The sequence below is a fragment of the Tessaracoccus pujii genome, from assembly GCF_054483895.1.
Genome location: NZ_CM137012.1, coordinates 694,218 through 719,744, shown reverse-complemented (window position 1 = coordinate 719,744; position 25,527 = coordinate 694,218). Strand labels below are relative to the sequence as shown.

Genomic DNA, 25,527 nt, shown 5'->3' with positions numbered 1-25,527 from the left:
CACTAGACAAACCAGTGGTCTGCGGACACCGCACGAGCTGCAGGCGGACACGACCGTCCAGACAGGACGGCAAGACGTGGAGGGCGCCAGCGCCATCCACGGATGGTGTCAATCGGCGGCAGAGCCGCCGTGGAATGTCAGTTCAGGTTCGCCGGGGTCACCGGCGAGATTCATGCGGGGTCCGAAAACCTTGACCCGAGCCTATGCCTGACCTGTGGAAAACTCAACAGTTGGCACGATCAACGCTCATCGCCGGCGTCCGGTTCCGGATGGTCTGCGAAGACCTCCTCGACGACGGAGACCACCACACCGCTGGCAAACCCACGCCTGGCGAGCACGCCGAACAGGCGACGCTTGCCGACGACCGGATCCAGCCCTGACAGGGAGCGCATCCGCCGCTTCGCGAGGGTGAGCGCGGCCTCCCGCTCGTCCTCGCGGCTCAGGCCCGACAGCGCCTCCTCGGCCGTCTCACGGTCGATGCCCTTGGACGAGAGTTCCTGCTGGATTCTCCTTCTCCCCCGCAACCCGAAGCCGGAACGTGACGCGGTGAGGGCGGCAGCGAAGGCTGCGTCGTCGACGAGGCCGACGTCGGAGAAGCGTTCGAGGATCTCGTCGGCCACCTCCTCCGGAACGTTGCGCTTGGCCATGGCCGCGCGCAACTCATGGGCGGAACGCTGACGCACCGCCAGCTGATCAAGAGCGATCTTGCGGGCCACCTCCACCTGGGTGGCGCGCTCCGCAGACGGGTCAGAAGTCAACTTCACCGGTCTCCGGGTTGACCCCCTCCGGCACCGCTTCCTTGTCCACGCCCAGATGCAGGCGGATGCGCCGCTCGATCTCTGCGGCCACGTCCGGGTGGTTCTTGAGGAAGGTCCGGGCATTCTCCTTGCCCTGGCCCAGCTGGTCCGCCTCGTAGGTGAACCAGGCGCCGGCCTTCCGGATCACGCCCGCCTCCACACCCATGTCGATGAGGCTTCCTTCGCGGGAGATGCCCTCGCCGTAGATGATGTCGAATTCCGCCTGCTTGAAGGGCGGGGCCACCTTGTTCTTGACCACCTTCACGCGGGTGCGGTTACCCACCATCTCCGTGCCGTCCTTCAGTGTCTCGATGCGACGGACGTCGAGGCGGATGGAGGAGTAGAACTTCAACGCCCGGCCGCCCGTGGTGGTCTCCGGGCTGCCGAACATCACGCCGATCTTCTCGCGGAGCTGGTTGATGAAGATCGCGGTGGTGTTGGTGGTCTTCAGGGCGCCGGTCATCTTGCGAAGCGCCTGCGACATGAGGCGGGCCTGCAGCCCCACGTGCGAATCACCCATCTCGCCCTCGATCTCCGCGCGGGGCGTCAACGCGGCCACCGAGTCGATGACGACGAGGGCCAGAGCGCCGGAGCGCACCAGCGTGTCCGCGATCTCCAGGGCCTGCTCCCCGTTGTCCGGCTGGGAGACCAGCAACTCGTCGGTATTGACGCCCAACCGCTGCGCGTAGTCAGGATCCAGGGCATGCTCGGCGTCGATGAAGGCGCAGATGCCGCCCTCGCGTTGCGCGTTGGCGATGGCGTGCAGGGCCACGGTGGTCTTGCCGCTCGACTCCGGGCCGTAGATCTCGACGACGCGCCCGCGGGGCAGGCCGCCGATGCCGAGGGCCACGTCCAGCGCGACCGAGCCCGTGGGAATCACGTCGATGGGTTGACGGTTGTCTTCACCCAGGCGCATGACGGAGCCCTTGCCATGGGCCTTCTCAATTTGGGCGAGGGCTGCCTCGAGTGCCTTATTGCGGTCCGCAACGGCCATGAAATGTTCCTCTCGGGAGTGGACCGCGAACGGCCAGTGGTGGTGTCAGGATCACTGTAGGAAACCCCACTGACGGTTTCTCATCCGTGGCGGCACCTGTGGAGAACTGCTGCGCACAAGTCTAGGCGAACAGGCGTTCTATTGCACCGCGACACGCTCAGCGGTAAGCGTCGGGAAGCTCGAGTTGCGCCCACACTGCGCGCCAGATCCGTTTACACGGCATGCCGGCGCCCAGCGCCTCGCGCACGGTGCGTCCGCCGAGATCCGCCAGCACCACCTGGTCCGCCCAGACGGGCGCATAGCCTCCGGGCAGCACGGTGCCCATCCTCTGCCACAGCTCGACCTCACGCACAGCGCCACGGTACCCCGGAACGCAACCGGTCCACGCACCGCACGGGGCGTGAGCGAACCTTGTAGACTCGCTCAAGTGGCTGAGCACATCGCTCACCCACCGGACGAAGGAGTCCCCAGAAAATGAACCTGCCCGGCATGCCCTCCCACGGGCGCGCGGATCGCATGGTCGCGCTCCTGGCCATGTTGAGCGAGCGCGGCCCTCTCCCGCTCTCCCAGCTTGCGCAGTCCCTCGGCGCCTCGGCCGCCACCATCCGGCGCGACGTCGCGCTGCTCGCGGCCCAGGGGCTACTTGAGCGGACGCACGGCGGGGCGCGTCCGGTCACCGGCAGGGAGCTGCCCGTGCGGCTCCGGGACGGGCGCAATCAGGACGCCAAGCGGCGCATCGCGCTCGCCGTCGCCGCCCTGATTCCCGAGGGGCGCCACGCCATCGGGCTGACCGGCGGCACCACCACCGCCGAGGTGCTGCGCGCCCTCCACCACCGCCGCGACCTGACGATCATCACCAACTCGATCAGCATCGGGCTGGAGGCCGCCGAGCAGGGGCAGGCGCGCGTGCTCATCGCGGGAGGCGTGCTCAGGCCGAGTTCCCTGGAGTTGGTGGGTTCCCTGGCCGAGTCCACCATGAAGCTGGTCAACGTGGGCACCGCCGTGGTGGGCGCCGACGGGGTGAGCGCCACGGGCGGCCTCACCACGCACGACGAGATCGAGGCGCGCACCAACTACGCGATGATCGAGCGCGCAGAACGCGTCGTGGTGGCCGTCGACTCCACGAAGATCGGGCACACCACCCTGGCCAAGATGGCCGACATCTCCGAGATCCACGCACTCGTCACCGACGCCGGCGCCCCGGAGGCCGAACTGCAGCACATCCGCGACGCCGGCGTCGAGGTTCATGTCGTGGACGGCCCGCCCAGCCGCTGAGCGGCCAGGGCCGTCCGACGGGGATCAGGTCAGGCAGCCACCGCCACGCGCGGCATCCGCTGCGCCTCGAGCGCCGCCAGCTTCCCGCTGATCGCGATCATCAACTCGGACAGCGACAAGTCAAGGGCCGAGGCGATGGCGAACAGCACCTCGCTGGAGGCCTCCTTGTGGCCTCGTTCGATCTCGGAGAGGTACCCCAGTGAGACCATGCTGGCCATCGAGACCTCACGCAGGGTCATGCCCGCAGACATCCGGGACTCCCGGAGCGTCTCGCCCATCACCTTGCGAATCAGAATCGTCTTCACGGCTACCTACCCAACCGGCGAACTGTATGCCCGCCCTCGGTGGTGTCAACCGTTACTGGTAGCCGTTTGTTCCCGAATCAGGACAATTCACAGAACTCGCAGCAGCATCTCGAAGGCGTGCTCGACGGCAGCCGCGCGCACCGCCTCCCGATCTCCCTCGAACTGCCTGAGCTCGGTGTACTGGGGTGCGGGCGACATGCCCACCCGCGGCCCGACCACCGCGAACCAGACGGTGCCCACCTTGGCGCCGTCGGTCTCGGTGGGCCCGGCCACTCCCGTGGTGGCCACCGCCCAGTCGGAATCGCACCGCGCCTTGGCCCCGACGGCCATCTGGAGGGCGGTGAGTTCGTTGACGACCCCCTCCGAGTCGATCAGCTGGGGGTCCACCCCCGCGAGGCGGGTCTTGAGGTCACGGGCATAGGTGATGAGGCCACCGCGGTACACCGCCGATGCCCCGGGCACGGAGGTCAGGGCGGCACCGATGCCCCCGCCGGTGAGGGACTCTGCCGTGGCGAGCGTCACCGAGCGGTGGGTCATCTTCTTGATCACATCGGCGGCCAGCGTCATCGCGGCTCCTCCTCGTCCGTTACGTCCCGTCAGCCTACCTGGCCCGCCCTCGCCTGGCGCCGGATGTTCCAGGCATGTCGCAGGTAGTCGGCGCCGGTCACGACGGTGAGGATCAGCGCCGCCCACATCACGATCCAGGCCGCCACCTGCACCGCGCCGGGGAGGAACTGCAACCCGAGGCTGAACGCGATGAGCGCCACGGTCTGGGTGAGGGTCTTCGCCTTGCCCCCCTTGTTGGCGGCCATGATCCCGTACTTGGCGATGGCGGCCCGCACCCAGGTGATGCCCCACTCGCGCACGAGGATGATGATGGTGAAGAACCACGGAAGGCCCACCTGGCCGGAGAATCCGTCCAGGACGCTGAGCGAGACGAAGGCCGCCCCCGTGAGCGCCTTGTCCGCGACGGGGTCCCACAGCTTCCCGAAGTCCGTGATGAGGTTGAATCTCCGGGCGATGTAGCCGTCTGCCAGGTCCGTCAGCATCGCCACGACGAAGATCGCCGTCGCGGCCAGCCGCCAGCCGGAGTCCGCCGGGGCGACGAACAGCACCACCACGTACACCGGGACGAGCAGGATCCGGATCACGGTCAGGACATTGGGCACGTTGAAGTTGCTGGGCCTGTCGAGGGCCCGCTTGGGTTCGCTCACTTCGCCTCCGCGATCAGATCGATTCCGGCCGAGTCGACCACCCGCGCGGCCACAAGATCACCGACAGACGCGTCATGATCGAGCGTGACCACACCGTCGGTCTCGGGGCCCTGGTGCATCGCGCGGCCGACGATCTCGTCGTCGACGCTCTCCACAAGTACGACGATATCCTCACCGATGCGGTCCGCGGCGCGCGCCTCGCAGACTTCCAGGGCGAGATCAGCCAACATCGCCCGTCTGGCCTCGATCTCGTCCTCCGGTAGATGGTCCGCGAGGGTGACGCCCTCGGTGCCCTCTTCGTCGGAGTAGCCGAACACGCCCATGACGTCCAGGTTCGCGTCGATGATGAAGCTGCGCAGGGTCTCGACGTCCGCCTGCGTCTCGCCGGGGAACCCGGCGATCACGTTGCTGCGGATCCCGGCCGCCGGCGCGTGCGCCCGGATGCGGCCGATGAGGTCCAGGAAGCTGTCCGGGTCCCCGAACCGTCGCATGGCCCGCAGTACGGAGCGCGACGCGTGCTGGAAGCTGAGGTCGAAGTACGGCACCACCTTGTCCGTGGTCAGCATGGCCTCCAGCATCCCCGGCCGGATCTCTGCCGGCTGCAGGTAGGACACCCGGATCCACTCCAGCCCGTCAACCCGCGACAGCCGCGACAACAGTGACTCGAGCCGCTGCTCAGCGCCCAGGTCCTTGCCGTAGGAGGAGGTGTTCTCCGACACGAGGAAGATTTCCTTGACGCCCTGTTCGACGAGCCACCGCGCCTCGGCCTCGAGCTCGTCGGCGGGGCGGGAGAGGTAGCTCCCGCGAAACGCGGGGATGGCGCAGAACGCGCAGCGACGGTCGCAGCCGGAGGCGATCTTCAGCGACGCCGAGGGTCCCCCGGCCAGGCGGCGCCGCAGCGTGCGGGGTCCGGTCGACGGCGCCACGCCGTCGGGCAGCGGTGCGTGCCCGGGGACCGCGACCCCACCCGAGGCGGCCGGCCGGGCCGACGGGGTGAGCGGCAGCAGCGTGCGGCGGTCCCGCGGCACGTGAGAGATGTGGCGCTCGCCGTCGAGGATGCCACGCAGCCGGTCCGCGATGTCGGCGTAGTCGTCGAACCCGAGGACGGCGTCCGCCTCGGGCAGCTCGTCGGCCAGTTGGACGCCGTACCGCTCGGCCATGCAGCCCACCGCGACGACGGAGCGGACGGTGCCACCGCCCTTGAGCTCGGCCGCCTCCAGCAGCGTGTTGATGGAGTCCTGCTTGGCCTGCTCGACGAACCCGCAGGTGTTGACCACCACCGTCTCCGCGGCCTCCGGGTCGTCGACGAGGACGAACCCCCCCACCTCGAGCCGGGCGGCGAGCTCCTCGGAGTCGACGTCGTTGCGGGCGCATCCGAGGGAGGCGATGTGGACGGAGTGTGTGGCAGTCATGTCCCGCCCATTATCCCTACGCAGCGGCGAGATTGGCCAATACCTCGTCCAGGTCCTCGGGCTTGACCAGCACGTCGCGCGCCTTGGAGCCCTCTGAGGGGCCGACCACACCCCTGCTCTCCAGGATGTCCATGAGCCGCCCGGCCTTGGCGAAGCCCACACGCAGCTTGCGCTGCAACATGGAGGTGGAGCCGAGCTGCAGCTCCACGACGAGGCGGCACGCGTCGAGCACGAGGTCCAGGTCGTCGCCGATGTCGTCGACCACCTTCTTCTCGCCCCCGCCGGCCACCGTGACGTCGTCGCGGTAGTTGGGCTGCAGCTGCGTGGAGACGAACGTCACCACGTCGCGGATCTCGGATTCGTTGACCCAGGCGCCCTGGACGCGGATCGGTTTGCCGGCGCCCATCGGAAGGAAGAGCCCGTCGCCCTTGCCGACGAGCTTCTCCGCGCCGGGCTGGTCCAGGATGACCCGGGAGTCCGTCATCGACGACGTGGCGAACGCCAGCCGGGACGGCACGTTGGCCTTGATCAGGCCGGTGACCACGTCCGTGGACGGGCGCTGCGTGGCGAGGACCAGGTGGATGCCGGCGGCGCGCGCCAGCTGGGTGATCCGCACCACCGACTCCTCCACGTCCCGCGGCGCCACCATCATGAGGTCGGCGAGCTCGTCGACGACGATCAGCAGGTAGGGGTAGGGCGCCAGGACACGTTCGGAGCCCTCGGGCAGCTTCACCTGCCCGGCCCGCACGGCCTTGTTGAAGTCGTCGACGTGCCGGAAGCCGAAGGCCGCGAGGTCGTCGTAGCGGAGATCCATCTCCCGCACCGCCCAGGCGAGCGCCTCGGCGGCCTTCTTGGGGTTGGTGATGATGGGCGTGACGAGGTGGGGGATGCCCTCGTAGTGGTTGAGCTCCACGCGCTTGGGGTCCACCAGCAGGAGGCGCACCTCGTCCGGCGTGGCCCGCATCATGATGGAGGTGATGAGCGAGTTGATGAAGCTGGACTTGCCGGAGCCGGTTGCGCCGGCCACGAGGAGGTGCGGCATCTTGGCCATGTTGGCCACGACGAAGCCGCCTTCGACGTCCTTGCCGAGCGCGACCGTGAGGGGGTGGTGGTCGTTCTTGGCCTTCGGGGAGCGCAGCACGTCGCCGAGGGAGACCACCTCCTTGTCCAGGTTGGGGATCTCGATGCCGATGGCGGACTTGCCCGGGATGGGGGTGAGGATGCGAATTTCGTTGGAGCCCACCGCGTAGGCGATGTTGTCCGCCAGGCCCGTGACCTTGCTCACCTTGATGGCCGAGCCGAGCTCCACCTCGTAGCGGGTGACGGTGGGGCCGCGGGTGTAGCCGGTGACGCGGGCGTCGATCTCGAACTCGCGCAACACGTCGCCGAGTTGGCGCACCACCTTGTCCGATGCCTCGGTGCGCGCCTTGGGCTTCGACCCCACCGCGAGGGTGCCGTCGTCCGGCAGCGTGTAGACCACGTCTCCGCTCAGCTGCAGCTGCTCGGCCCTGACTGGCGGGGGGGTGTGCGGCGGCGGGTCGAGCTCGCGGGACTTCTCGCCCTTGGGCTTGCCGGGGGCGCGCTCGGGCTGGGGGGCCGCGGGCAGCAGATAGTCGTCGGCGGCGTCCACGTCGTAGGCCTCGGACACGTCGTCCACCGGGTCCTCGATGATCGGGGTGTCGTAGGGCACGTCGACGCCGAGCTTCAGCCTGGGCTGCCTCGACGGCGCGCCACCGTCGGGCTCGACGAGCGCGCCCAGCAGGCCCTTCGCCCCGGCCGCCAGTTCGTGCAGGGGGCGCCCGATGACCACCACGATGCCGAACAAAGTGACCAGGGTGAGGATCGGCACGGTCACCCAGACCGTCAGCAGGTCCACCAGGACGCTTGAGGCCACGTGACCGATGATGCCGCCTGCCTCCCGCAGAGCAGCCATGTCGCTGGGGGCGGGCATGTCCTTGCTGATGTGGATGAGGCCGAGGGCACCCACGGTGATGAGCACCCAGCCGAGCCCGGTGCGCGGGGCCGCGTCGACGTCACGCGGGTGGCGCAGCACCCGCCACGCGCCGTAGAGCAGGACTGCGGGGATGACGACGGAGACCGATCCGAAGACGGTGGAGATGCCGGCATCGAGTGCCTCGCCGACCGTCCCGGGCAAGACGAACCAGAATCGCGCGGCCACGACGATGCCGAGGGCCAGCAGCAGCAGGCCCCACCCGTCGCGGCGGAGCTTGGGATCCACCTCCTGGGCCGCGCCGCCGAAGCTGCGCGCCACCCAGCCGACGCCGGCCGCCAGGCCGCGAAACGCGGATCCGATACCGCGGAGCAGGCCGCTCACGGCCCGGCCGAAGCCGCCCGGTCTCCTCGCGGGCGCCGCCTTGGCGGCTGCGGGACGGCGCGACGACGTGCCGGACCTCGACGGGGAGGCCGGCCTCTTGGTAGCCGTTGTCTTGCTGGAACGCGCAGCAGTGGCCGACGATGTCGACTTCGTGCTGGCGCTCCGCGTGGGGGAAGAACCGCGGGACGCCATGGGCCCAACTTATCCCAGGGCGGGCGGATGGCCCGTATTTGGCCCGGCCGTTCTGCGATCCGCCCGTCAGGCGAAGTGGTCCCAGCCCATGGCGCCGTCGAAGGGGGCGCCGTCGACGAGAATTCCGTGCCCCTCGCGCACCTCACCGACCCGGTACCAGCCGTCCGGCAGGCGTGCGCCCGCCGGGAAGGTCGCGGCGAGGGCGTGGTCCTCCCCGCCGGCCAGGATGTAGCCCAGCGCGGGCTTTCCGGTGGCGGCGGCCACCCGGGCGATGGCGTCGGGGACCTCGATCCGGGACGTGTCGACGTCGATGAGCACTCCGCTCTGATCCGCGATGTGGCCGAGGTCCGCCAGGAGCCCGTCCGAGACGTCCAGCATGGCGGTGGCACCGGCGCGCGCGGCCACCACGCCTTGGCCGTAGGGCACGCTGGGCGTCAGCTGCTCCGCCACCAGTTCCTTGGGTGACCCGAAGCCGCGCTGCAGCACCGCCAGGCCCGCGCCCGCCCAGCCGAGGCGTCCGCAGACCGCGACGACGTCGCCCGGGCGCGCCCCTGCCCTGGTCACCGCGACCCTGCCACCCAGGTCCCCGAGGGCCGTCACGGCGATGGCGATGTGGGCCGACGACGACAGGTCCCCGCCCACCAGGCTCACGCCCGCCCTGGCGCACTCGTCCTTGGCGCCCGCCTCGAACTCGACCACCCACTGCTGATCCAGATCCTTCGGGAAGCCGAGCGCCACCACGATGGCGCTGGGGCGCGCGCCCATGGCCTCCACGTCGGAGATGTTGACCGCCACCGCCTTGCGGCCCACCGCCCGGGGGGGCGACCACTGCCGCCTGAAGTGCACGTTCTCGATCAGCATGTCGGTGGTGACCACCACGTGGCCAGACAGCGCCAGGACCGCGGCGTCGTCGCCTACCGAGAGCACCACGTCGTCGCCGACGTCGAGGTCTGCCGTGATCCGTTCGATGAGCTCGAACTCTCCCGCCACGTCAGCGCAGCCCCACCGGGCGCGTGAGCGCCAGGTCGATGAGCCGGCCCACCAACTCGGGGTAGGTCATGCCGGCCTCCTGCCATAGCGTGGGGTACATGGAGATCCGGGTGAAGCCCGGCATGGTGTTGACTTCATTGATCCACTCCCCCTCGTCGGTGACGAAGAAGTCCGCGCGCACCAGGGCCTCGGCGTCGACGGCTGCGTAGGCCCGGCGCGCCAGTTCCTGAAGCCGGGTGGCGAGCTCCGGGGTGACGTCCGCCGAGGCGTCGAGGGCCGCCCCGGCCTCGTCGATGTACTTGGCCTCGAAGTCGTAGAAGCCGTCGTCGGCCTGGACCCGGATCTCGCCGACGCCAGAGGCGTCGCAGCCCTCCGGGGAGTCCGGGTTGCCCAATACCGCGACCTCGAGCTCCCGCGCCCCCACGAAGCCCTGCTCCACCACGAGCTTGGGGTCGAAGCGCTGGGCCTCGTCGATCGCGGCGTCGAGGTGCGCCGGGTCCGTGACGCGGACGATGCCGAGCGACGAGCCGCCGCGGGCGGGCTTCACGAACAGCGGGTAGCGCAGCTTCTCGTTGATCTCTCGGATCACTGCCGCCCTGTCGTGCCGGAGGCGGTGCCCGGACGCGGCCACGTACGGCCACACCGGCAGCCCGGCCGCTTCGAACGCCACCTTCATGAAGTGCTTGTCCATGCCGACGGCCGACGCCGTGACTCCGCTGCCCACGTACCTGATGCCCATGAGCTCGAACATGCCCTGGATGGTGCCGTCCTCGCCGAAGGGTCCGTGCAGCAGCGCGAACGCGACGTCGACGCCGTTGATGTCCACCAGCTTCTCACCGGTGCGGGTGGCCACCTCGCAGCCGTGCTCACCCACCATCCACACGGCATCGTGGTCCGGGTCCCGCACCTCGGGGACCTGGCCGTCGGCGATCTGGTAGCCCGCGATGACCTCCAGGGGCACCTGCGTCCAGCGGCCCGTCCTGCTGATACCCACGCCCACCACGTCGAAGCGAGCGCGGTCGATGGCGTTGAGCACGCTGGCGGCGGTCAGGCACGAGATGCCGTGCTCCGATGACTGGCCGCCGAAGATCAGGGCAACGCGGATGCGTTCGCTCACGGGTCCTCCTAGGGATGATGCGTGCGCGAGTCTACTGGGCGGGCCGGGGCTTCTTCGGCACGCGCCTGCGCACCCTGATGTCGTAGCGGTCCTCCGGGGGCGTCTCTCCGCGCAGCGTTCCCACCATGCCGGTCAGCACGTCGAGGATCTCGTCGGTGACCGCGTCGAGGACGTCCGGCGTGGGCTTCATGCCCATGTAGCGGCTCAGATCGATGGGTGGGCCGGCGGTGATCGCCACGTCCTTGCGGCGGCCGAAGATGCGGCCCAGTTCGATCTTCTTCTGGCCGAGGATGTGATTGGCCCCCACCTGCGCGACGGGGACGACGGTGGCGCCCGAGGTCAGGGCGAGCCTGGCGGCGCCGCGGCGCCCGGTCATCGGCCAGGCGTCCGGGTCCCCCGTGATGGTGCCCTCCGGGTAGATCGCCACGGCCTTGCCCTTGTCCAGCGCCTCGGCCGCGTAGGTGAGCGAGTCCCCCGCCCGGTAGGTGTTGCGGTAGACGGGGATCTGTTCGCACTGCCGGGCCACCCAGCCCAGCACCGGCGTCTTGAAGATGTCGGACTTGCCCAGGAACCGCGGCCACCGGCCGCTCCAAATGAGGTACTTGCCCAGGATGATGGGGTCGAAGTTGGAGATGTGGTTGGCCACGATGATGACGGCTCCACTGCGCGGGATGTGCTCCTGCCCACCCCACTTCTGGCGTGCGAAGAGCGGCACGCCGGCCCGCGCGAGGCGGCCGATCAGGTGGTAGACCCACGGTGCGGGCTCATGGTTGACCTCGCGCAGCGGGCGGCGCCAGGGCTTCTCGACGGTGACCGGTGTCGTCATTGGGTCATCATGACAGGTGGCCGCCCTCAGCCGTCGACACGCACGCGGAAGCCGCGCAGGAAATATCCGGCGATGAGGTCGTCCCAGCCCACTTCGGGCTCCCGCAGGATGCGGGGGTCGCGTCGGAGCAGGCGGGTGAGGAGCACGTCGGACTCCAGGATGGCCAGCGGCTGACCGGGGCACTTGTGGGCGCCGTCGCCGAAGCTGAGCCCTGCCTCGTTGACGCCGGTGGCGGTGCTGCGGCCCGGGCACAGGCTGAGCGGGTCCTCGCCCACCGCGTCGGGGTCCGCGTTGGCGTGGCGCACGTGGATGTCCACCAGGTCCCCGGGCGCCATGGTGCAGGCCTGGCCGCGGTCGGTGACCTCGATCTCCTCCTGCACCCGCCGGTAGAGGTGTCCGACGACGGGCTCGAGGCGGATGATCTCGTTGAGGATGGCGTGGCGCTCGGCGCGCCCGGCCGCCAGGTAGCGCTCGCGCAACGGCTCGTGGTTGAGCAGGTGCAGGGCGGCCATGCAGATGAACTCGCGCGTGGTCACCATGCCGGCCGTGCCGTAGGTGACGCACTCGATGAGGATCTCGACGTCGGAGTAGCCCTCGGCGATGAGGTGGCTGATGATGTCGTCCTGCGGCTCGCGTCGTCGCGCGCGGATGGCGGGTCGGGCGTCCCTGAGATGGAAGCGCGCGATGGGCAGCAGCCCGTTGAAGGCCGCCTTCGCCCACTGCAGGTTGGTGCGTCCCAGGCCGGGCTTGGTGATATCGAACGGCGGCTGGTTGAAGAAACTCACCAGCCGTTTGGCCATCTTCTTCGGTGGCGCCGCCGTGAGCCCCACCACCTCGGCCGTCACCTCGACTGTGTAGTGGAGCGCGAGCTCGTCGAGCGTGATCTCCGGGCCCGCCTCGTCGAGAAGCCTGTCCGCACACTCCTCCATCTGCGTCTCGTAGCGCCTGGTGACCACCACCGGGGCGAAGAAGCGGGCAACCTTCTTGCGCTGCTCGTCGTGCATCGGCCCGTCCGACATGAGGATGGGGTGGTGCGTGAGGCGCCCCTTGGGGATGGCCTCGGCGGTGAATCCGGCCTGGGTGGTGGCGTGGCGGGCGCGGAGCACCTGCTGTGCCGCGCCGAGTGACCTGATCCGCCACAGCGTGCCCTCGCGCTCGACGCGGGGCCCGTCGGCCTCGCCGGCGCGGACGATGCGACGGGTGGGCGCGGGCTGACCTGCCGTCGGGGCCTGGTCGGTCATCGGGCCTCTCCATCGGCGGAGCGCCCCGGCAGCGAGCTGCAGGCGCAGGGGTGCGGAAACGCCTTGATCTGCCGGGCCGTCGCGGGACGGGAATGGGTCTTGCGCTCGCACATGACGCAGAGGCACCTTTGCAGCGAAATCTTGCATAGCTTCTTCTGCATGAGACTACTGGAGGATCTCGTGGCCTAGCGCCCACCCGATCCACCACCCTGCGGGGTGAAGCCGATTCGCGAGACATGCATCACTGAGGGTCGCGGCTCAGGACGCCCGGCGGGTGCGGGTCACGAAAGTCCGCCACGTCGTCGAGCATCTCGACGAGGTGCTCAGGCTGCCCGGTCCCAGATCTGCCGCGACGTGGGCCCAGGTCCGCCCAGCCGGTCAGCCGAGCCGCCTGGTGCTAGCGTCGCCCGACGGAGGGAACCACGATGACAGATCCGGATCAGTGCCCCTGTGGGAGCGGACCATACGCGCGGTGCTGCGGACCATTCCATCACGGCCGGGCGGAGGCGCCTACAGCGGAGGCCCTCATGCGCTCGCGGTATTCGGCGTTCGCGCTGGGGCTCGAGCTCTACCTGTGGCGCACCTGGCATCCCCGCACGCGGCCGGAGGGGATCACCCTTGACGGATCATCCACCTGGACGGGGCTGGAGATCCTCGAGGTGGTAGACGGCGACGAACACGACCGCGAGGGGATCGTCGAGTTCGCGGCCCGCTTCCAGGACGGCAGACGCCGCGGCAGCCTGCGCGAGCGGTCGCGGTTCGAACGCCGTGCCGGCCGGTGGATGTATGTCGACGGCGACACCTACCCCTAGCGAACAGGGAGCCCAGCGTCCCGCCACTGGGGGTAGCCGCCCTCCAGCCGCACGGCGGCCCGTCCACCCTCGCGAAGCCGGGTCACGGCGGTGGCGGCCATGACGCAGTACGGGCCGCGACAGTAGGCCACGACGGTGGCGTCGTCAGGCAACTCGGACATCCGCGCGGACAGGTCGGCCAGCGGAATGTTGAGGGCGCCGTCGACGTGGCCGGTGGCGAACTCGCTGGCGGGCCGGACGTCGACGAGGACCACGTCGCCGGACCGGGAGAGCGTCTCGAACTCGTCGAACGCGACGGGGCGCGTGCCGTCGGCGGCGTTGAAGAAGGCCTCGCTCAGGGAGGCGACCTCCGCCACGCGGTCCTCGGCCAGTGAGACCAGGGTGCGGTAGGCGGTGTCGACACCAGGATCGGCGAGCCGATAGACCCGTGCGGTGCCCTCGACCCGCCGCGACACCAGACCGGCGGCCGACAGGATCTGCAGGTGGCGCGACGTGTTGGCCACGCTCGCGGAGATCTGCTCTGCCAGTGATTCGACGTTGCGCTCCCCCTGCGAGAGCACGTCGATGATCTCGACGCGCTTCGCGTGCCCGAAGGCGGCCCCCATGCGGGCGAAGTGGCCGAACACCTCGTCCTTGAACTCGCGACCGTCCATCTACCCACCTCCTCAACGATTCCTGCGAATAGTAGAGCAACTCGGGGCCAGACCTGCTAGCCTCCGTATTCAAGCGGATCCTTGAATATCTCCGACCTCAAAGGACACCATGAAGGCCCTCATCATCATCAACGGCTCGGCCTACGGGCTGGACTCCACCTACAACGCCATCCGGCTGGCCGCCTCCATGGCCAAGCGCGACGGCGTCGACACCACCGTCTTCCTCATGGGTGACGGCGTGACCGCCGCCATGGCGGGTCAGAAGACCCCCGACGGGTACTACAAGCTGGACCGAATGCTGGGTTCGCTCACCCGCAACGGCGGCGAGATCCTGTGCTGCGGCACCTGCATGGATGCCCGCGGCATCACCACCGAGATGCTGGTCGACGGCGCCCGTCGTTCCACGATGGAGGAACTCACCGACAACACCCTCGCGGCCGACAAGGTGCTGGTGTTCTAGAACCATGAACACAGTCCACCCGGCCACGGAGGGCCGCCCGGTCTACCTGGACTACAACGGCACCACGCCCATCGACCCGGACGTGCTCGAGGTCATGCTGCCGTTTCTGTCCCGGGAATTCGGCAACCCGTCGAGCAGCCACGCCTACGGCCAGGCCGCACGTGCGGCGGTCGAGGTGGCACGGGCGCAGGTCAGCGACCTCATCGGCGGGCGCCACGGCCGGATGGTGTTCACCGGGAGCGGCTCTGAGGCCGACGCCATGGCCATCAAGGGCGCTGTCCTGGCCAACCGACGCCCGGGTCAGCGCCCGCACGTCATCACCCAGGCCACCGAGCACCCCGCCGTGCTCGCGGCCTGCGCCGACCTCGCGGAGCTCCACGACGCCGATGTGACCATCCTCGGGGTCGACGGGCACGGGCTCGTCGACCCCGAGGCCGTCGCCGCCGCGATCACCGAGGCCACCGTGCTGGTCACCGTCATGCACGCCAACAACGAGACCGGCACCATCCAGCCGGTCGCAGACATCGCCCGCGTGGCCCACGCACGCGGGGTCCTGGTCCACAGCGACGCCGCGCAGTCGGCGGGCAAGGTGCGTATCGACGTCAAGGAGCTGGGCGTCGACCTCCTCACCGTCGTCGGCCACAAGATGTACGCCCCCAAGGGCGTGGCCGCGCTGTGGGTCCGCGACGGCGTCAGGCTGCGTCCCCTCGTCGGCGGTGGCGGACAGGAGGGAGGCCTGCGTGCCGGGACTGAGAACGTCGCCTACATCGCCGGACTCGGGCACGCCGCACTCCTCGCGGGCCGGGCCCTCGGCGACGGCGAGACCGAACGCCTCACCGGTCTCCGCGACCACCTCCAGCGCGCGCTCGAGCAGCTCCTCCCGGGCCGCGTTCAGCTCAACGGGCACCCCACCACACGGCTCCCGAACACGCTCAACGTCAGCCTCGACGACGCCCGAGCCCTCACCGTGCTCAGCGAGGCGACGGGGATCGCGGCCTCCGCCGGCTCGGCGTGTCACGCCGGGCACGACACGCCGTCGCCGGTCCTCAGCGCAATGGGGATCGAGACCGGCCGCGCGCTGAGCGCGATCCGGCTCTCCCTGGGCCGCTGGACCAGCCTTGCCGACGTCGACCACGCTGCCGCAGCCATCGAGGCCGCCACCCAGCGTTCGCGGTGACCGCTACGCGCCCCGCCGGCGGGTGACCCGAGTCAGGCGGCCCTTGGCGCGTACATGATGACGGCCACTCCCAAGAGGCACACGAGCGCCCCCGTAACGTCGTAGCGGTCTGGCCGGAACCCGTCGACCACCATTCCCCAGGCCAGAGAACCGGCGACGAACACCCCGCCGTACGCGGCGAGGATGCGGCCGAAGTTCGCGTCGGGTTGGAGGGTCGCAACGAAGCCGTACAGGCCGAGGGCGACCACCCCGGCCCCCATCCACACCCAGCCCTTGTGTTCCCGGACTCCTTGCCAGATCAGCCACGCGCCGCCGATCTCAGCGACGGCGGCGAGGACGAACAGCACGACGGACCTCAGGGTGATCATGCGCTGATGCTGCCATGCAGCCAGCCTCAGCCGCATCCCACTCGGCAGGTGGATGAAGGTGGGTCTGTTCCGCGCACCGATGCCCAGCCATAGTTGTGGTGTGGACGCCACAGGGGCACACCAGGGAAGGATCCGAGCATGGGCAAGCTTGTCTTCGGGATGAACCAGTCGCTGGACGGCTACGTCGACCACGAGGCGTTCGCACCCGCCCCCGCCCTCTTCCGCCACTTCATCGAGGAGGCGAGGACCCAGGCCGCCTCGATCTACGGCCGGCGCATCTACGAGATCATGAGCTACTGGGACGAGGACGACCCTTCCTGGAACGATGACGAACGAGACTTCGCCACGGCCTACAGAATCCAGCCCAAGTGGGTCGCCTCCCACACATTGACCTCGGTGGGCCCCAACGCCAAGCTCATCGACGGGGACCTGGAGAGCGCCGTACGCCGCCTGAAGTCCGAGTACGACGGCGAGATCGCCGTCGCCGGCCCCCGCCTGGCGAACGCCCTGACCGGTCTGGGCCTCATCGACGAGTACCGGATCTACCTCCACCCCGTCGTGCTGGGTCACGGCGATCCGTACTTCGCCGGCCCTCGTCCTCCGCTACGCCTGCTGAGTGCCGACCGCATGGACGACGACATCCTCCGACTGAGCTACGTGCCGGCCTGAGGGCGAAGCTACCAATAGTGCTACCGTGGTAGCATGACGCAAGTCAAGTTGAGTATCAGCCTCTCCGCGGACGACGTCGCCGCCCTCGACAAGTACAGCGTGAGGGCTGGATTGAAGTCACGCTCCGCTGCTATCCAGCAGGCGATCAGGTTGTTGGGCGACCAGGAACTCGAAGAGGCCTACGCAGCCGCATGGCGCGAATGGGAGGAGTCGGGCGACGCGCGGGACTGGGAGCCCGCATCGTCGGACGGGTTGACCGATGCTGCGCGGTGAGATCCGTCTCACGGACCTCGACCCGGCCTGGGCGGGTGAGGCCAACAAGCGCCGACCCTCCGTTGTGGTGAGCAATGACCACGCCAACGCCGTCGCCGCACGACTGGGCCGCGGAGTCGTCACCGTTGTCCCCCTGACAAGCAACATCGCTCGCGTGTATCCATTCCAGGTGCTACTGCCGGCCGATGACACGGGAACGAGCATCGACTCCAAGGCGCAGGCTGAGCAGGTGCGATCCGTCTCGATCGAGAGGCTCGGTCCTGCGATCGGACGAGTCCCCCTGCACCTCATGGCCGAGCTCGACGAGGCGCTCAGGCTGCACCTCCACCTTTAGGTCGGTCAAGCCTCGCCAACGTGACTGAGGACAACACGACGCCCAACACCCGGGTTGAGGTGCCGGGACAGGGACGCCCGCGCGTGCTGCGCCGGCCGCGCGATGGTGAGCCGCCCGTTGTGGTGGGATGAGTGGGTGAGCGCACCTTGGCCTGCCGGTACCCGAGTGATCCAGGCGGCACCCGACCGCACCAACGTCTACGTGCATCTCGATGTGACATACGCCTCGCGCGCGGACCGCGATCTGCGTCTGCACATCATCCAGCCCAGCGGTGACGCTGCGCTGCTGGGCTGGGAGGCAGCCTTCGCGCGCCGCTATCCGTGCGTGGTCTTCGTCCAGGGCTCCGGATGGCGGGACCAACCCATGGGCAGCGCCATCGCCTTCTGGAGCCGGTTCGCCGAGCGCGGATATGTGGTTGCCCTCGTCGAGTACCGACCCTCCCGCGTGGCCGTTCATCCGGCTCAAGTGCACGACGCCAAGGCCGCGGTGCGTTGGCTTCGACGCAACGCCGACGCGTACGCGATCGATCCGCACCGTCTCGCCATCTCCGGCGACTCCTCGGGTGGCCACGTGGCACTGCTGGTCCACGCGACGGTCGGCATTCCCGAGCTCGATGACGCCCCGGACGCTGATCCGGCAGACGTGCGCGCCGCCGTGGCGTTCTACGCGCCGACCGATCTTGAGCAGATCGGGAACGACGAGGCGGTCCGCCTCCTGTTCGGTGGACGCAGTCCAAGCGAGGTGCCAGACCTGGCGCGCACCGCCAGCCCCGCGCACTACCTGACGCCTGGCCGCGTCCTGAGTCCCGTGCTGCTGGTCCACGGTACTGACGACGACGTGGTCCCGGTTGGGCAGAGCGTCGAGTACGCACGGGCCCTTTCCGAGGCCGGTCAGCGGGTCCAGCTCGTGGTGGTCGAGGGTGGCGGCCACGGCGTGTGGCCGTCGTTCTTCACCGACGACCTCGCCGATGTGGTCGACGATTTCCTCGCCGCGAGCCTGAGCCCGGCCTCAGAATCCCCCGTCACAATCTGACTCCGCCAAGTGAGGGGTGCTCTCCCGGTACCCGTTCCAGCAGGCACTCCCAGGCGCGGCGAACGTCGGGTTTGATGGGATACACACCGCAAACGAAGAGGCGAACCTTGACCACCACACCCATCCCGACCGTGACCCTGAACAACGGCGTGCAGATGCCGATCATCGGCTTCGGCGTCTTCCAGATCCCCGCGGAGCAGACACAGCAGATCGTCGAGGAGGCCCTCGCCGCCGGCTACCGGCACCTCGACACCGCGGCCTCGTACGGCAACGAGGAGGCGGTCGGCCTCGCCATCAAGGCCAGCGGCCTGGCCCGCGATGACCTGTTCGTGACCACGAAGCTGTGGATCCAGGCCAAGCCCGGCGAGGACGTCGTCAAGCGCGCCTTCGACGCCTCCATGCGACGCCTCGGCCTCGACCGGCTGGACCTGTACCTGATTCACCAGCCCTACGGCGACTACTACAGCGCCTGGCGCGCCATGCAGGACCTGAACCGCGAGGGCGCCATCCGCGCCATCGGGGTGTCGAACTTCCACGGCGACCGGCTCGTCGACCTGATCGAGCGCAACGAGATCGCCCCGGCCGTCAATCAGGTGGAGACCCACCCCTTCCATGCCCGGTTCGCCGACCAGGAGCTGATGCGCGAACGCGGCGTGCAGATCGAGTCCTGGGGCCCGTTCGCGGAAGGCAGGAACGATCTGTTCACCAACCCGACCCTGGCCGAGATCGGCGACGCCCACGGCAAGTCGGTCGCGCAGGTTGTGCTGCGGTGGCTGGTGCAACGCGAGGTGGTGGTGATCCCCAAGTCGGTCCGGCCGGAACGGATGGCGCAGAACCTCGACATCTTCGGCTTCGACCTCACCGACGAGCAGATGCAGGCGATCGCGGCGCTCGACACCGGCGCCTCGCTGTTCTTCGACCACCGCGACCCGGCCATGGTCGCCTGGCTCAACGGCCGCGCCGAGGGCTGACCCGGCCCCTCCTGCGACGACTCCGCAGGCTGGGGCGCACGCATGAGAACCACCCTGCTGCGGCCGTCGCGACCTCACGACCGGCCACACAGTCATAGGCCGAGTCCCTCGTGCGGGCAGTGCTCGGCGGCATCCAAGTGTGACGTCTCGATCCCCAGAAGTGCTCCCGGTGGCGCCGATTGACCGTCAGCATGGCGCCGCCGAACCTTCCGAGCCAATCGGCAGATGAGTCACTGAAGGCCCCCGAAGGTGGGGCCAACACCGGCCTGACGGCCGCGTTTGCGCGTTACGCTCGACGCAGACGATCAGACTGGAGCCTGAACCGATGCAGACCGACTATGACGCCTTCGCCGCGCACTACAACGAGGAGAACGAGCGCAGTCTCCTCAACGCCTACTACGAGCGCCCGGCCATGCTGGACCTCGCCGGGGACGTGGCCGACAGGGATGTGCTCGACATCGGCTGCGGCGCAGGCCCATTATCGGAGAAGTTCGTGCAGCGCGGCGCTCGGGTGTCGGGGTTCGACCAGAGCGCAGCGATGGTCGAGATCGCCCGCAGGAGGCTGGGAGACGCCGTCGACCTGCGGGTGGCGGACCTGGCGGATCCCCTCCCCTACGACGACGACAGCTTCGACGTGGCGTGCGCATCCCTGGTGCTGCACTACCTGCGGGACTGGGTGCCCCCGCTGTCCGAGATCCGACGGGTGCTTCGGCCTGGAGGAAGGTTGGTGGCCTCGGTCAATCATCCTCTCGCCTTCGCCATGACTGAGAACAGGTATTTCGGGATCGAGCAGTACGAGTTCACGCACACGTTCGCCGGCCGTGAGGCGAGCCTGTTCATGTGGCATCGCACGCTCGACGACATCTATCAGGCAGTCAACGCGTCCGGGCTGCGCATCGCCTCGCTCCATGAACCGGCCGTGGCCGACGACACCCCCCAGGAACTCCTGCCGCCCTCCGGAACGAGGCGATTCATCAGCTTCCTCTTCCTCGTCATGGAGAGCCGCACGTGATGCAGCCGACGCCGCGCCTTCTACGCGTCGACCCTGCGCGTGAACGTGAGATGGGTGACCCCGCTGGGTGAGGAGACGGCCTCGATGTCGAAGGACTCCTCCAGTCCCTCCAACCCGTCCCAGAGGCGGACGCCGCGGCCCAGAACGACGGGCACCTGGTTGTGCACTCTCGTCAGGGACATCTCGCGCCTCCAGTGGTGATCGCCCTGTGGGCCTGAACTCTACCGGCCGCGTCTCCCCCAAGGGGTAGCCCCAGAACGCACCGCTGCCGCAGGGATCAGTCGCCGCCATGATTGTGGCGACGCTGTTCATCGGGGGTGTGGGTGTCCTCGCGGTCATTGATGTGCTGCCGCGTGTGGCTCCGGGCGTTCTACTTCTTCTGAGCGCCGTCGCCTATTTCATGTATCGGTTCGACAAGTTGGCAGCCGTCCGCGGTGAGCGCAGGGTCCCGGAATCGACCCTCCATCTCGTGTCGCTGATCGGCGGCTGGCCCGGCGCGCTTGTTGCCAGGCATGCGCTGCGTCACAAGACCCGCAAGCAGCCGTTTCGGACTGCGTACTGGCTCACGGTCGTCGCGAACTGCGCCGTGACCGCGTGGATCGGGGTCGTTCAGCCTTTGCCGTTCTGATGGCCTGCCTCCCCAAGCAGGATGACGGGCGGCGGCGACGGGTTCCGCCAGGTCACGCGAGGTCCAGGAAGACCCTGAGTTCAGCGGCGCCATCGACGTGGACCGGGTCTCCACGGACGAAGGTGCTGGGCGTGAGCAGCAGCCGTTCCTGCTCGGCGGCCTTCCCGCGCCGCGACACCCACTGGCGCCCGTTGGGCCGGTAGCCCACCTTGCGACTGACGGCCAGGGACGCCGGGTTGTCGAGGAAGGCGGAGGACGTGATGTGCTCAGCCCCGAGGTGGTCGAACGCGACGGCGCACACAGCCTGACGCATCCGGGTGCCGATGCCTTGGCCATGGAAGCGGCGGCCGAGCCACGAACCGGTTTCCAGAGTCCGGGTCACCGGAAAACCCTGTCCTTCGAGCGCCTGGATCCCGACTACCCGGCCCGACCGTCGGACCACCAGCTGAAGGCTGATGGTCTCGCGTGACTGCCCGGCCAGAGTGCGCCCGAAGTAGCGCACGTAGTTGGCGGGCAACTCGTCTGCCGGTGCGTCTGTCCACGGGAACAGGAACGGCATCTGTGTTGGGTCATGGACGCCGTCCAGGACGAGTTCAAGGAGCTCTGGCAGATCACCCTCGCGGACGACGGTGAGCTGAAGGTCCCCGGCAGTGATCCCGAGCGCGAACGGTGGCCAGATCTGTTCAAGCGACAAACGAGACATGCCCCCAGTCTGGCGCCTGGCGTGCCGATCGCGGAGGAAGGGCGCCGCAACTTCAGACGACGGCAGCCTGACCGCCCAGCGCCCATCAGAGCCGGGTCGTGACGACGACCTTCCCTCTGGTTCCGCCCGCCAGGACCTGCCTCAGCGCCTCGGGTGTCTCGTCGAACGGCAGGACGCGGTCGACGATGGGCCGCAGGACGCCCTCGTCGACCATGCCGGCGATCGTGCGCAGCGCCTGGCCGTCCGGCCGGATGAACAGGAAGCGGTAGGAGACGCCGAGTTTCCTGGCCCGTCGGCGAAGCGGCAGGCTCAAGGCGGCCAGGACCAGCTTGACGAGCTTGCCCGCGCCGGCTTGGTCGGCCAGGTGGGGATCGGGGGTGCCGGCGATCCCGATGACGGTGCCGCCGGGGCGCAGCACCCGAAGCGACTTGGCGGTGGTGTCGCCGCCCTGGGTGTCCAGGACGAGGTCCACGGGGTTGCCCGCGAGGCGGGCGACAAAGTCTTCGGTGCGGTAGTCGATCACCTCATCAGCGCCCAGTTCGCGCACGAACCCGGCATTGCCCGCCGAGGCGGTGGTGATCACGGTTGCGCCGAGGTGCTTGGCCAGTTGGATAGCCACCGATCCGACACCGCCGGATCCGCCGTGCACCAGCACCCGCTGTCCAGGCTGCAGGTGCCCGATCTCGACCAGAGCCTGCCAGGCGGTCAACGCCACCACCGGCAGCGACGCCGCCTCAACCAGATCAGTGGACGCCGGCTTCGGGGCCAAGGCGTCGACATCGACGGCAACAACCTCAGCGAACGTGCCCATCGCGATCACGCCGGTATAGGCGTAGACCTCGTCCCCGACGGTGACCTCCGTCACCTGCTCACCGACCGCGACCACCTCACCGGACAGTTCCCCACCCATCACCTGGGGCAGCGCGAGCCGGAACACGGCCTTGAACTCCCCCGCACGGGTCCGCTCGTCCGCATGGTTGACGCCCGATGCAACCATCCGCACCAGCGCCTGCCGGGGGCCCGGAGCAGGCACTGGGATCGACACCTCCCGCATGGGCGCGCCGTACTTCTCCAGGACGAATGCCTTCACGATCTGCTCCTCGTTGCGAACCAAGTAGTTCTTGTTTGTTACTACTTCGACAGCGTAGACTCACTGATAACAGAACGCAACTACTGAACTGGAGGTGCGATGATCCCCGATCCACGCTCGGACTGCCCCATCAACCGCAGCCTCGAGATGCTTGGCGACCAGTGGAGCCTGCTGATCCTGCGCGACATCGCCGTGCACGACCGTCGCTCGTTCCGGGACCTGCTCACTGGCAGCGGCGAGGGCATCAGCGCCCCCGTACTGTCGCGGCGACTGGCCGACCTGGTCGCATCGGGGTTCCTGACCAAGACGGCGGTTGCGCGCGGCAAGCAGGGCCGCTACTCCCTCACCGAGCTCGGGCTGTCGACGGTGCCGCTCCTGGTGGAGCTCGGCCACCTGGGCGCCCGCATCGACCGCACCACCAGTCGCTTTGCACCCAACCTCGGAGACACTGGCGAGGAGAGACAGGCCCGTCTCGACGCGCTGCGCCAAGCCCACCTTGAGAATGCAACCGCCGGCTAGCCGGCGCGCGCCCAGATGGCGGCGCTGCGCTCGATCAGCTCGTCGAGGCTGTGCTCCGCGTACTTGTCGCGGGCGCCGCGGGCGTCCGGATCATCCCAGCCTGGGGGTCGGGATCATGTGGGCAGAGTGGTGCCCCGACACGGGGTGCGAGTTGCTGGAGCCGGTGGCGTTGATGCCGCCTCGGCCGGCGGGCAGGATCGATGTGACGCGGCGGGGTGAACCACGGCAACCCAGTCACCTCGTCGAGGTGCACCCGCCACTGCGACTCCTCCGACTGCAACGGATCCGGCTCAACCAACCGATAATGGAAGGGACACAGCAAAACGCCGTTGGCTAGGCACGTTGCCCCGCCCTGCCGGCATCAACGCGTCCAACTGCGCCGACAACAACGTGGCACCCGCTACCACCGACGGGAGTCGCGAATGGGTGCGTCGCGGGCCGAGCCAGGGGCTCAGGCCAGAGCAACCGCCTGGTCAAAGGTCAGCCGAGGGTTGCGGGGATAGGTTCCGTCCTCGGCCGCGTGGCCGATGTTGACCACCATGATCGCGCGAAGAGACGAGCCCGCGAAGAACGCCCGATCGATGCCGGCGAGGTCCACCCCACCCATGGGTCCCGCGTCGAGGCCGGCCGCGCGCACGGCGAGGATGAAGCCGCCCGCCTGAAGCCACGCGTTGTTCACCGCCATGGCATGCCGCTGATCGACGTTCGCAGCGAAGCGCTCCCGGGCGCCCGAGTGCTGCGGCGCGACGAGGGCCAGGTGCTCGTGGAAGTCGGTGTCCGCGGCAAGGATCGCCACCACGGGCGCCGAGGCCGACTTGGCCCGATTCCCTTCGGCGATCAACGGCAGCAGCCGCTCCTTGGCCTCCGCCGACCGCACGAACGTCACCCGCAGAGGCTGGCTGTTCATCGCTGTCGGCGTGTACTTCGCCAAGTCGTACACACGGGCCAACTCCTCGTCGGTGACCGGCTCGGAGGTGAACCGGTATGCGGTGTGCATGTCGGTGAAGATGCGGTCGGCGGTGAGGTGCTCGGAGGCAGCCAGCGGAGTCATCAGGGATTCGATCCTTAAAGTAGTTGACGTTTCTACTATATCAGGACCAGGCTACGAGTCCCCCATCGCAGTCGACGCACGGGCGCGACTTGCCATTGCCCTCTACCCGCCTTCCGAGAACGGGCACAAGAGCCGGTCATCGCGGTTCACCAGGGGCCCGGTGATAATGGAATGGCACAGACGTCGTACAGGGTCGGAGGGGTGGGCCACATGGCCAAGGGCACAGTACTGGTGACCGGTGTCGGCCGGGCGCGAGGGATCGGGGCCGGCATCGCGCTGCACCTCGCCGAGCAGGGCTGGGACCTCGCGCTGGGATACCTCTCCGACTACGACGACCGCGTCGGACTCGAGCACGACCCCCAGGACCCGCACGACATCGCCGAACGTTGCCGTGCGGCCGGCGCCACCGTCGACCTGCTGCCGGCGGACCTGGCCGACCCGGACGTGCCCGCTCACCTCATCACCGCGGCCAACCGCCGCGACGACCTGACCGCCCTCATGCTCTCCCACACCGAGAGTGTCGACTCCTCCATCCTCGACACGAGCGTCGCGAGCTGGGACCGGCACTACGCGGTCAACGCCCGGGCGTCGTGGCTCCTCATCAAGGCGTTCGCCGAGCAGCTCCCCGAGCAGGTCCGCGCCGCCCGGGCCGGACGCGTCGTCGCGTTGACCAGCGACCACACCGCCCACAATCTGCCCTACGGCTCAAGCAAGGGCGCCCTTGACCGCGTCGTCATCGCCGCGGCCATCGAGCTCGCCGACCGCGGGATCTCCGCGAACGCCCTCAACCCCGGCCCCATCGACACCGGATGGATGGACGACGAGCTGCGCGACCTCCTCACCCGGCAGACACCGGCAGGCCGCCTGGGCACGCCGCAGGATACCGCCGACTTCGTGGGGTTCCTGCTCTCCCCTGCTGGGGGCTGGCTCACCGGGCAGTTGCTGCACAGCAACGGAGGCTTCGCCGCAAAGTAGCCCATGGTGTCGGCGCAGTCAGCGGGCCTGTGCGTCCAGGACCTCCCGGAGCCGCGCCGCGAACGCTTCGGGCTGCCCACCGCCCGGAAGTAGCACAAGTGC

At 68.9% G+C, this 25,527-nt stretch carries 31 protein-coding genes; 13 read left to right on the top strand and 18 right to left on the bottom strand.

Annotated features, from left to right (window positions below; translation table 11 throughout):
• Window positions 1-239: 239 nt before the first annotated feature.
• From ACX1D0_RS03505 to ACX1D0_RS03495, 3 genes are all read right to left on the bottom strand, one after another.
• Window positions 240-764: a regulatory protein RecX gene (locus ACX1D0_RS03505; protein WP_459019515.1), complete on the bottom strand. Its 525-nt coding sequence runs from the start codon at window positions 762-764 to the stop codon at window positions 240-242.
• Complete coding sequence (gene recA / locus ACX1D0_RS03500) at window positions 748-1,791, bottom strand: recombinase RecA (protein ID WP_459019514.1); 1,044 nt, start codon at window positions 1,789-1,791, stop codon at window positions 748-750. Before recA ends, ACX1D0_RS03505 begins: the two co-directional genes overlap by 17 nt.
• A 157-nt stretch (window positions 1,792-1,948) precedes the next feature.
• Window positions 1,949-2,143: a DUF3046 domain-containing protein gene (locus ACX1D0_RS03495; protein ID WP_459019513.1), complete on the bottom strand. Its 195-nt coding sequence runs from the start codon at window positions 2,141-2,143 to the stop codon at window positions 1,949-1,951.
• Window positions 2,144-2,307: 164 nt separating this feature from the next.
• Here ACX1D0_RS03495 and ACX1D0_RS03490 point away from each other — a divergent pair, with 164 nt between their 5' ends.
• A complete protein-coding gene (locus tag ACX1D0_RS03490; protein ID WP_459020376.1) occupies window positions 2,308-3,066 on the top strand; it encodes a DeoR/GlpR family DNA-binding transcription regulator in 759 nt (252 codons plus the stop codon).
• 29 nt (window positions 3,067-3,095) lie between these two features.
• On the opposite strand, the gene ACX1D0_RS03485 is transcribed toward ACX1D0_RS03490, so the two are convergent.
• The 9 genes from ACX1D0_RS03485 to ACX1D0_RS03445 form a co-directional block, all read right to left on the bottom strand.
• The gene (locus tag ACX1D0_RS03485; RefSeq protein ID WP_459019512.1) at window positions 3,096-3,371 is read right to left on the bottom strand and encodes a helix-turn-helix domain-containing protein; all 276 of its coding nucleotides are present in this window, start codon (window positions 3,369-3,371) and stop codon (window positions 3,096-3,098) included.
• Between the two features lie 87 nt (window positions 3,372-3,458).
• Window positions 3,459-3,938: a CinA family protein gene (locus ACX1D0_RS03480; protein WP_459019511.1), complete on the bottom strand. Its 480-nt coding sequence runs from the start codon at window positions 3,936-3,938 to the stop codon at window positions 3,459-3,461.
• Between the two features lie 29 nt (window positions 3,939-3,967).
• Entirely contained in the window at window positions 3,968-4,585 is a 618-nt protein-coding gene (gene pgsA, locus ACX1D0_RS03475) for a CDP-diacylglycerol--glycerol-3-phosphate 3-phosphatidyltransferase (protein WP_459019510.1), read from the bottom strand.
• Window positions 4,582-5,997 (bottom strand): 30S ribosomal protein S12 methylthiotransferase RimO, encoded by a 1,416-nt coding sequence (rimO, locus tag ACX1D0_RS03470; protein ID WP_459019509.1) that lies wholly within the window; start codon window positions 5,995-5,997, stop codon window positions 4,582-4,584. The genes pgsA and rimO overlap by 4 nt, the downstream gene beginning before the upstream one ends.
• Window positions 5,998-6,013: 16 nt before the next feature.
• Complete coding sequence (locus ACX1D0_RS03465; RefSeq protein ID WP_459019508.1) at window positions 6,014-8,524, bottom strand: FtsK/SpoIIIE family DNA translocase; 2,511 nt, start codon at window positions 8,522-8,524, stop codon at window positions 6,014-6,016.
• Window positions 8,525-8,590: 66 nt separating this feature from the next.
• Entirely contained in the window at window positions 8,591-9,514 is a 924-nt protein-coding gene (locus ACX1D0_RS03460; protein WP_459019507.1) for a thiamine-phosphate kinase, read from the bottom strand.
• Window position 9,515: 1 nt separating this feature from the next.
• On the bottom strand, window positions 9,516-10,631 hold the full coding sequence (locus tag ACX1D0_RS03455) for a D-alanine--D-alanine ligase family protein (RefSeq protein WP_459019506.1): 1,116 nt from the start codon (window positions 10,629-10,631) through the stop codon (window positions 9,516-9,518).
• 31 nt (window positions 10,632-10,662) lie between these two features.
• A complete protein-coding gene (locus tag ACX1D0_RS03450; RefSeq protein ID WP_459019505.1) occupies window positions 10,663-11,457 on the bottom strand; it encodes a lysophospholipid acyltransferase family protein in 795 nt (264 codons plus the stop codon).
• A 26-nt stretch (window positions 11,458-11,483) separates the two neighbouring features.
• A complete protein-coding gene (locus tag ACX1D0_RS03445; protein ID WP_459019504.1) occupies window positions 11,484-12,698 on the bottom strand; it encodes a cytochrome P450 in 1,215 nt (404 codons plus the stop codon).
• Between the two features lie 425 nt (window positions 12,699-13,123).
• On the opposite strand from ACX1D0_RS03445, the gene ACX1D0_RS03440 reads away from it, so the two are divergent.
• Window positions 13,124-13,510 (top strand): YchJ family protein, encoded by a 387-nt coding sequence (locus ACX1D0_RS03440; protein WP_459019503.1) that lies wholly within the window; start codon window positions 13,124-13,126, stop codon window positions 13,508-13,510.
• On the opposite strand, the gene ACX1D0_RS03435 is transcribed toward ACX1D0_RS03440, so the two are convergent.
• On the bottom strand, window positions 13,507-14,163 hold the full coding sequence (locus ACX1D0_RS03435; RefSeq protein WP_459019502.1) for a metalloregulator ArsR/SmtB family transcription factor: 657 nt from the start codon (window positions 14,161-14,163) through the stop codon (window positions 13,507-13,509). The genes ACX1D0_RS03440 and ACX1D0_RS03435 overlap by 4 nt on opposite strands.
• Window positions 14,164-14,272: 109 nt before the next feature.
• Here ACX1D0_RS03435 and ACX1D0_RS03430 point away from each other — a divergent pair, with 109 nt between their 5' ends.
• Window positions 14,273-14,623, top strand: a complete 351-nt coding sequence (locus ACX1D0_RS03430) for a DsrE/DsrF/TusD sulfur relay family protein (RefSeq protein ID WP_459019501.1) — start codon at window positions 14,273-14,275, stop codon at window positions 14,621-14,623.
• 4 nt (window positions 14,624-14,627) lie between these two features.
• Window positions 14,628-15,800 carry a cysteine desulfurase family protein gene (locus ACX1D0_RS03425; RefSeq protein WP_459019500.1) on the top strand — a complete coding sequence of 391 codons (1,173 nt, stop codon included), beginning with the start codon at window positions 14,628-14,630 and terminating at the stop codon, window positions 15,798-15,800.
• Between the two features lie 32 nt (window positions 15,801-15,832).
• Here the strand turns inward: ACX1D0_RS03425 and ACX1D0_RS03420 are convergent, their stop codons facing one another.
• On the bottom strand, window positions 15,833-16,168 hold the full coding sequence (locus ACX1D0_RS03420; RefSeq protein WP_459019499.1) for a YnfA family protein: 336 nt from the start codon (window positions 16,166-16,168) through the stop codon (window positions 15,833-15,835).
• A 138-nt stretch (window positions 16,169-16,306) separates the two neighbouring features.
• On the opposite strand from ACX1D0_RS03420, the gene ACX1D0_RS03415 reads away from it, so the two are divergent.
• The 6 genes from ACX1D0_RS03415 to ACX1D0_RS03390 all read left to right on the top strand — a co-directional run bounded on the left by ACX1D0_RS03415 (window position 16,307) and on the right by ACX1D0_RS03390 (window position 20,459).
• Complete coding sequence (locus ACX1D0_RS03415) at window positions 16,307-16,837, top strand: dihydrofolate reductase family protein (protein WP_459019498.1); 531 nt, start codon at window positions 16,307-16,309, stop codon at window positions 16,835-16,837.
• A 33-nt stretch (window positions 16,838-16,870) separates the two neighbouring features.
• Window positions 16,871-17,110 carry a ribbon-helix-helix protein, CopG family gene (locus tag ACX1D0_RS03410; protein ID WP_459019497.1) on the top strand — a complete coding sequence of 80 codons (240 nt, stop codon included), beginning with the start codon at window positions 16,871-16,873 and terminating at the stop codon, window positions 17,108-17,110.
• On the top strand, window positions 17,097-17,444 hold the full coding sequence (locus tag ACX1D0_RS03405; RefSeq protein WP_459019496.1) for a type II toxin-antitoxin system PemK/MazF family toxin: 348 nt from the start codon (window positions 17,097-17,099) through the stop codon (window positions 17,442-17,444). Before ACX1D0_RS03410 ends, ACX1D0_RS03405 begins: the two co-directional genes overlap by 14 nt.
• A gap of 135 nt (window positions 17,445-17,579) precedes the next feature.
• Window positions 17,580-18,476, top strand: a complete 897-nt coding sequence (locus tag ACX1D0_RS03400) for an alpha/beta hydrolase fold domain-containing protein (protein ID WP_459019495.1) — start codon at window positions 17,580-17,582, stop codon at window positions 18,474-18,476.
• A gap of 74 nt (window positions 18,477-18,550) precedes the next feature.
• Window positions 18,551-19,447, top strand: coding sequence for an aldo/keto reductase (locus tag ACX1D0_RS03395; protein WP_459019494.1), 897 nt, complete (start codon window positions 18,551-18,553; stop codon window positions 19,445-19,447).
• Window positions 19,448-19,772: 325 nt separating this feature from the next.
• The gene (locus tag ACX1D0_RS03390; protein WP_459019493.1) at window positions 19,773-20,459 is read left to right on the top strand and encodes a class I SAM-dependent methyltransferase; all 687 of its coding nucleotides are present in this window, start codon (window positions 19,773-19,775) and stop codon (window positions 20,457-20,459) included.
• 20 nt (window positions 20,460-20,479) lie between these two features.
• Here ACX1D0_RS03390 and ACX1D0_RS03385 read toward each other — a convergent pair whose 3' ends face one another.
• Window positions 20,480-20,641 carry a dihydrofolate reductase family protein gene (locus tag ACX1D0_RS03385; protein WP_459019492.1) on the bottom strand — a complete coding sequence of 54 codons (162 nt, stop codon included), beginning with the start codon at window positions 20,639-20,641 and terminating at the stop codon, window positions 20,480-20,482.
• A 107-nt stretch (window positions 20,642-20,748) separates the two neighbouring features.
• Between ACX1D0_RS03385 and ACX1D0_RS03380 the strand changes: the two genes are divergently transcribed.
• A complete protein-coding gene (locus ACX1D0_RS03380; RefSeq protein ID WP_459019491.1) occupies window positions 20,749-21,087 on the top strand; it encodes a DUF1294 domain-containing protein in 339 nt (112 codons plus the stop codon).
• Window positions 21,088-21,139: 52 nt separating this feature from the next.
• Here ACX1D0_RS03380 and ACX1D0_RS03375 read toward each other — a convergent pair whose 3' ends face one another.
• Entirely contained in the window at window positions 21,140-21,790 is a 651-nt protein-coding gene (locus ACX1D0_RS03375) for a GNAT family N-acetyltransferase (RefSeq protein WP_459019490.1), read from the bottom strand.
• Window positions 21,791-21,875: 85 nt separating this feature from the next.
• Window positions 21,876-22,880: an NADP-dependent oxidoreductase gene (locus ACX1D0_RS03370; protein ID WP_459019489.1), complete on the bottom strand. Its 1,005-nt coding sequence runs from the start codon at window positions 22,878-22,880 to the stop codon at window positions 21,876-21,878.
• 99 nt (window positions 22,881-22,979) lie between these two features.
• On the opposite strand from ACX1D0_RS03370, the gene ACX1D0_RS03365 reads away from it, so the two are divergent.
• Complete coding sequence (locus tag ACX1D0_RS03365) at window positions 22,980-23,399, top strand: winged helix-turn-helix transcriptional regulator (protein WP_459019488.1); 420 nt, start codon at window positions 22,980-22,982, stop codon at window positions 23,397-23,399.
• 451 nt (window positions 23,400-23,850) lie between these two features.
• Here ACX1D0_RS03365 and ACX1D0_RS03360 read toward each other — a convergent pair whose 3' ends face one another.
• Window positions 23,851-24,450, bottom strand: coding sequence for a malonic semialdehyde reductase (locus tag ACX1D0_RS03360; protein ID WP_459019487.1), 600 nt, complete (start codon window positions 24,448-24,450; stop codon window positions 23,851-23,853).
• 210 nt (window positions 24,451-24,660) lie between these two features.
• Here ACX1D0_RS03360 and ACX1D0_RS03355 point away from each other — a divergent pair, with 210 nt between their 5' ends.
• Window positions 24,661-25,425 (top strand): SDR family oxidoreductase, encoded by a 765-nt coding sequence (locus ACX1D0_RS03355; protein WP_459019486.1) that lies wholly within the window; start codon window positions 24,661-24,663, stop codon window positions 25,423-25,425.
• Window positions 25,426-25,527: the final 102 nt, after the last annotated feature.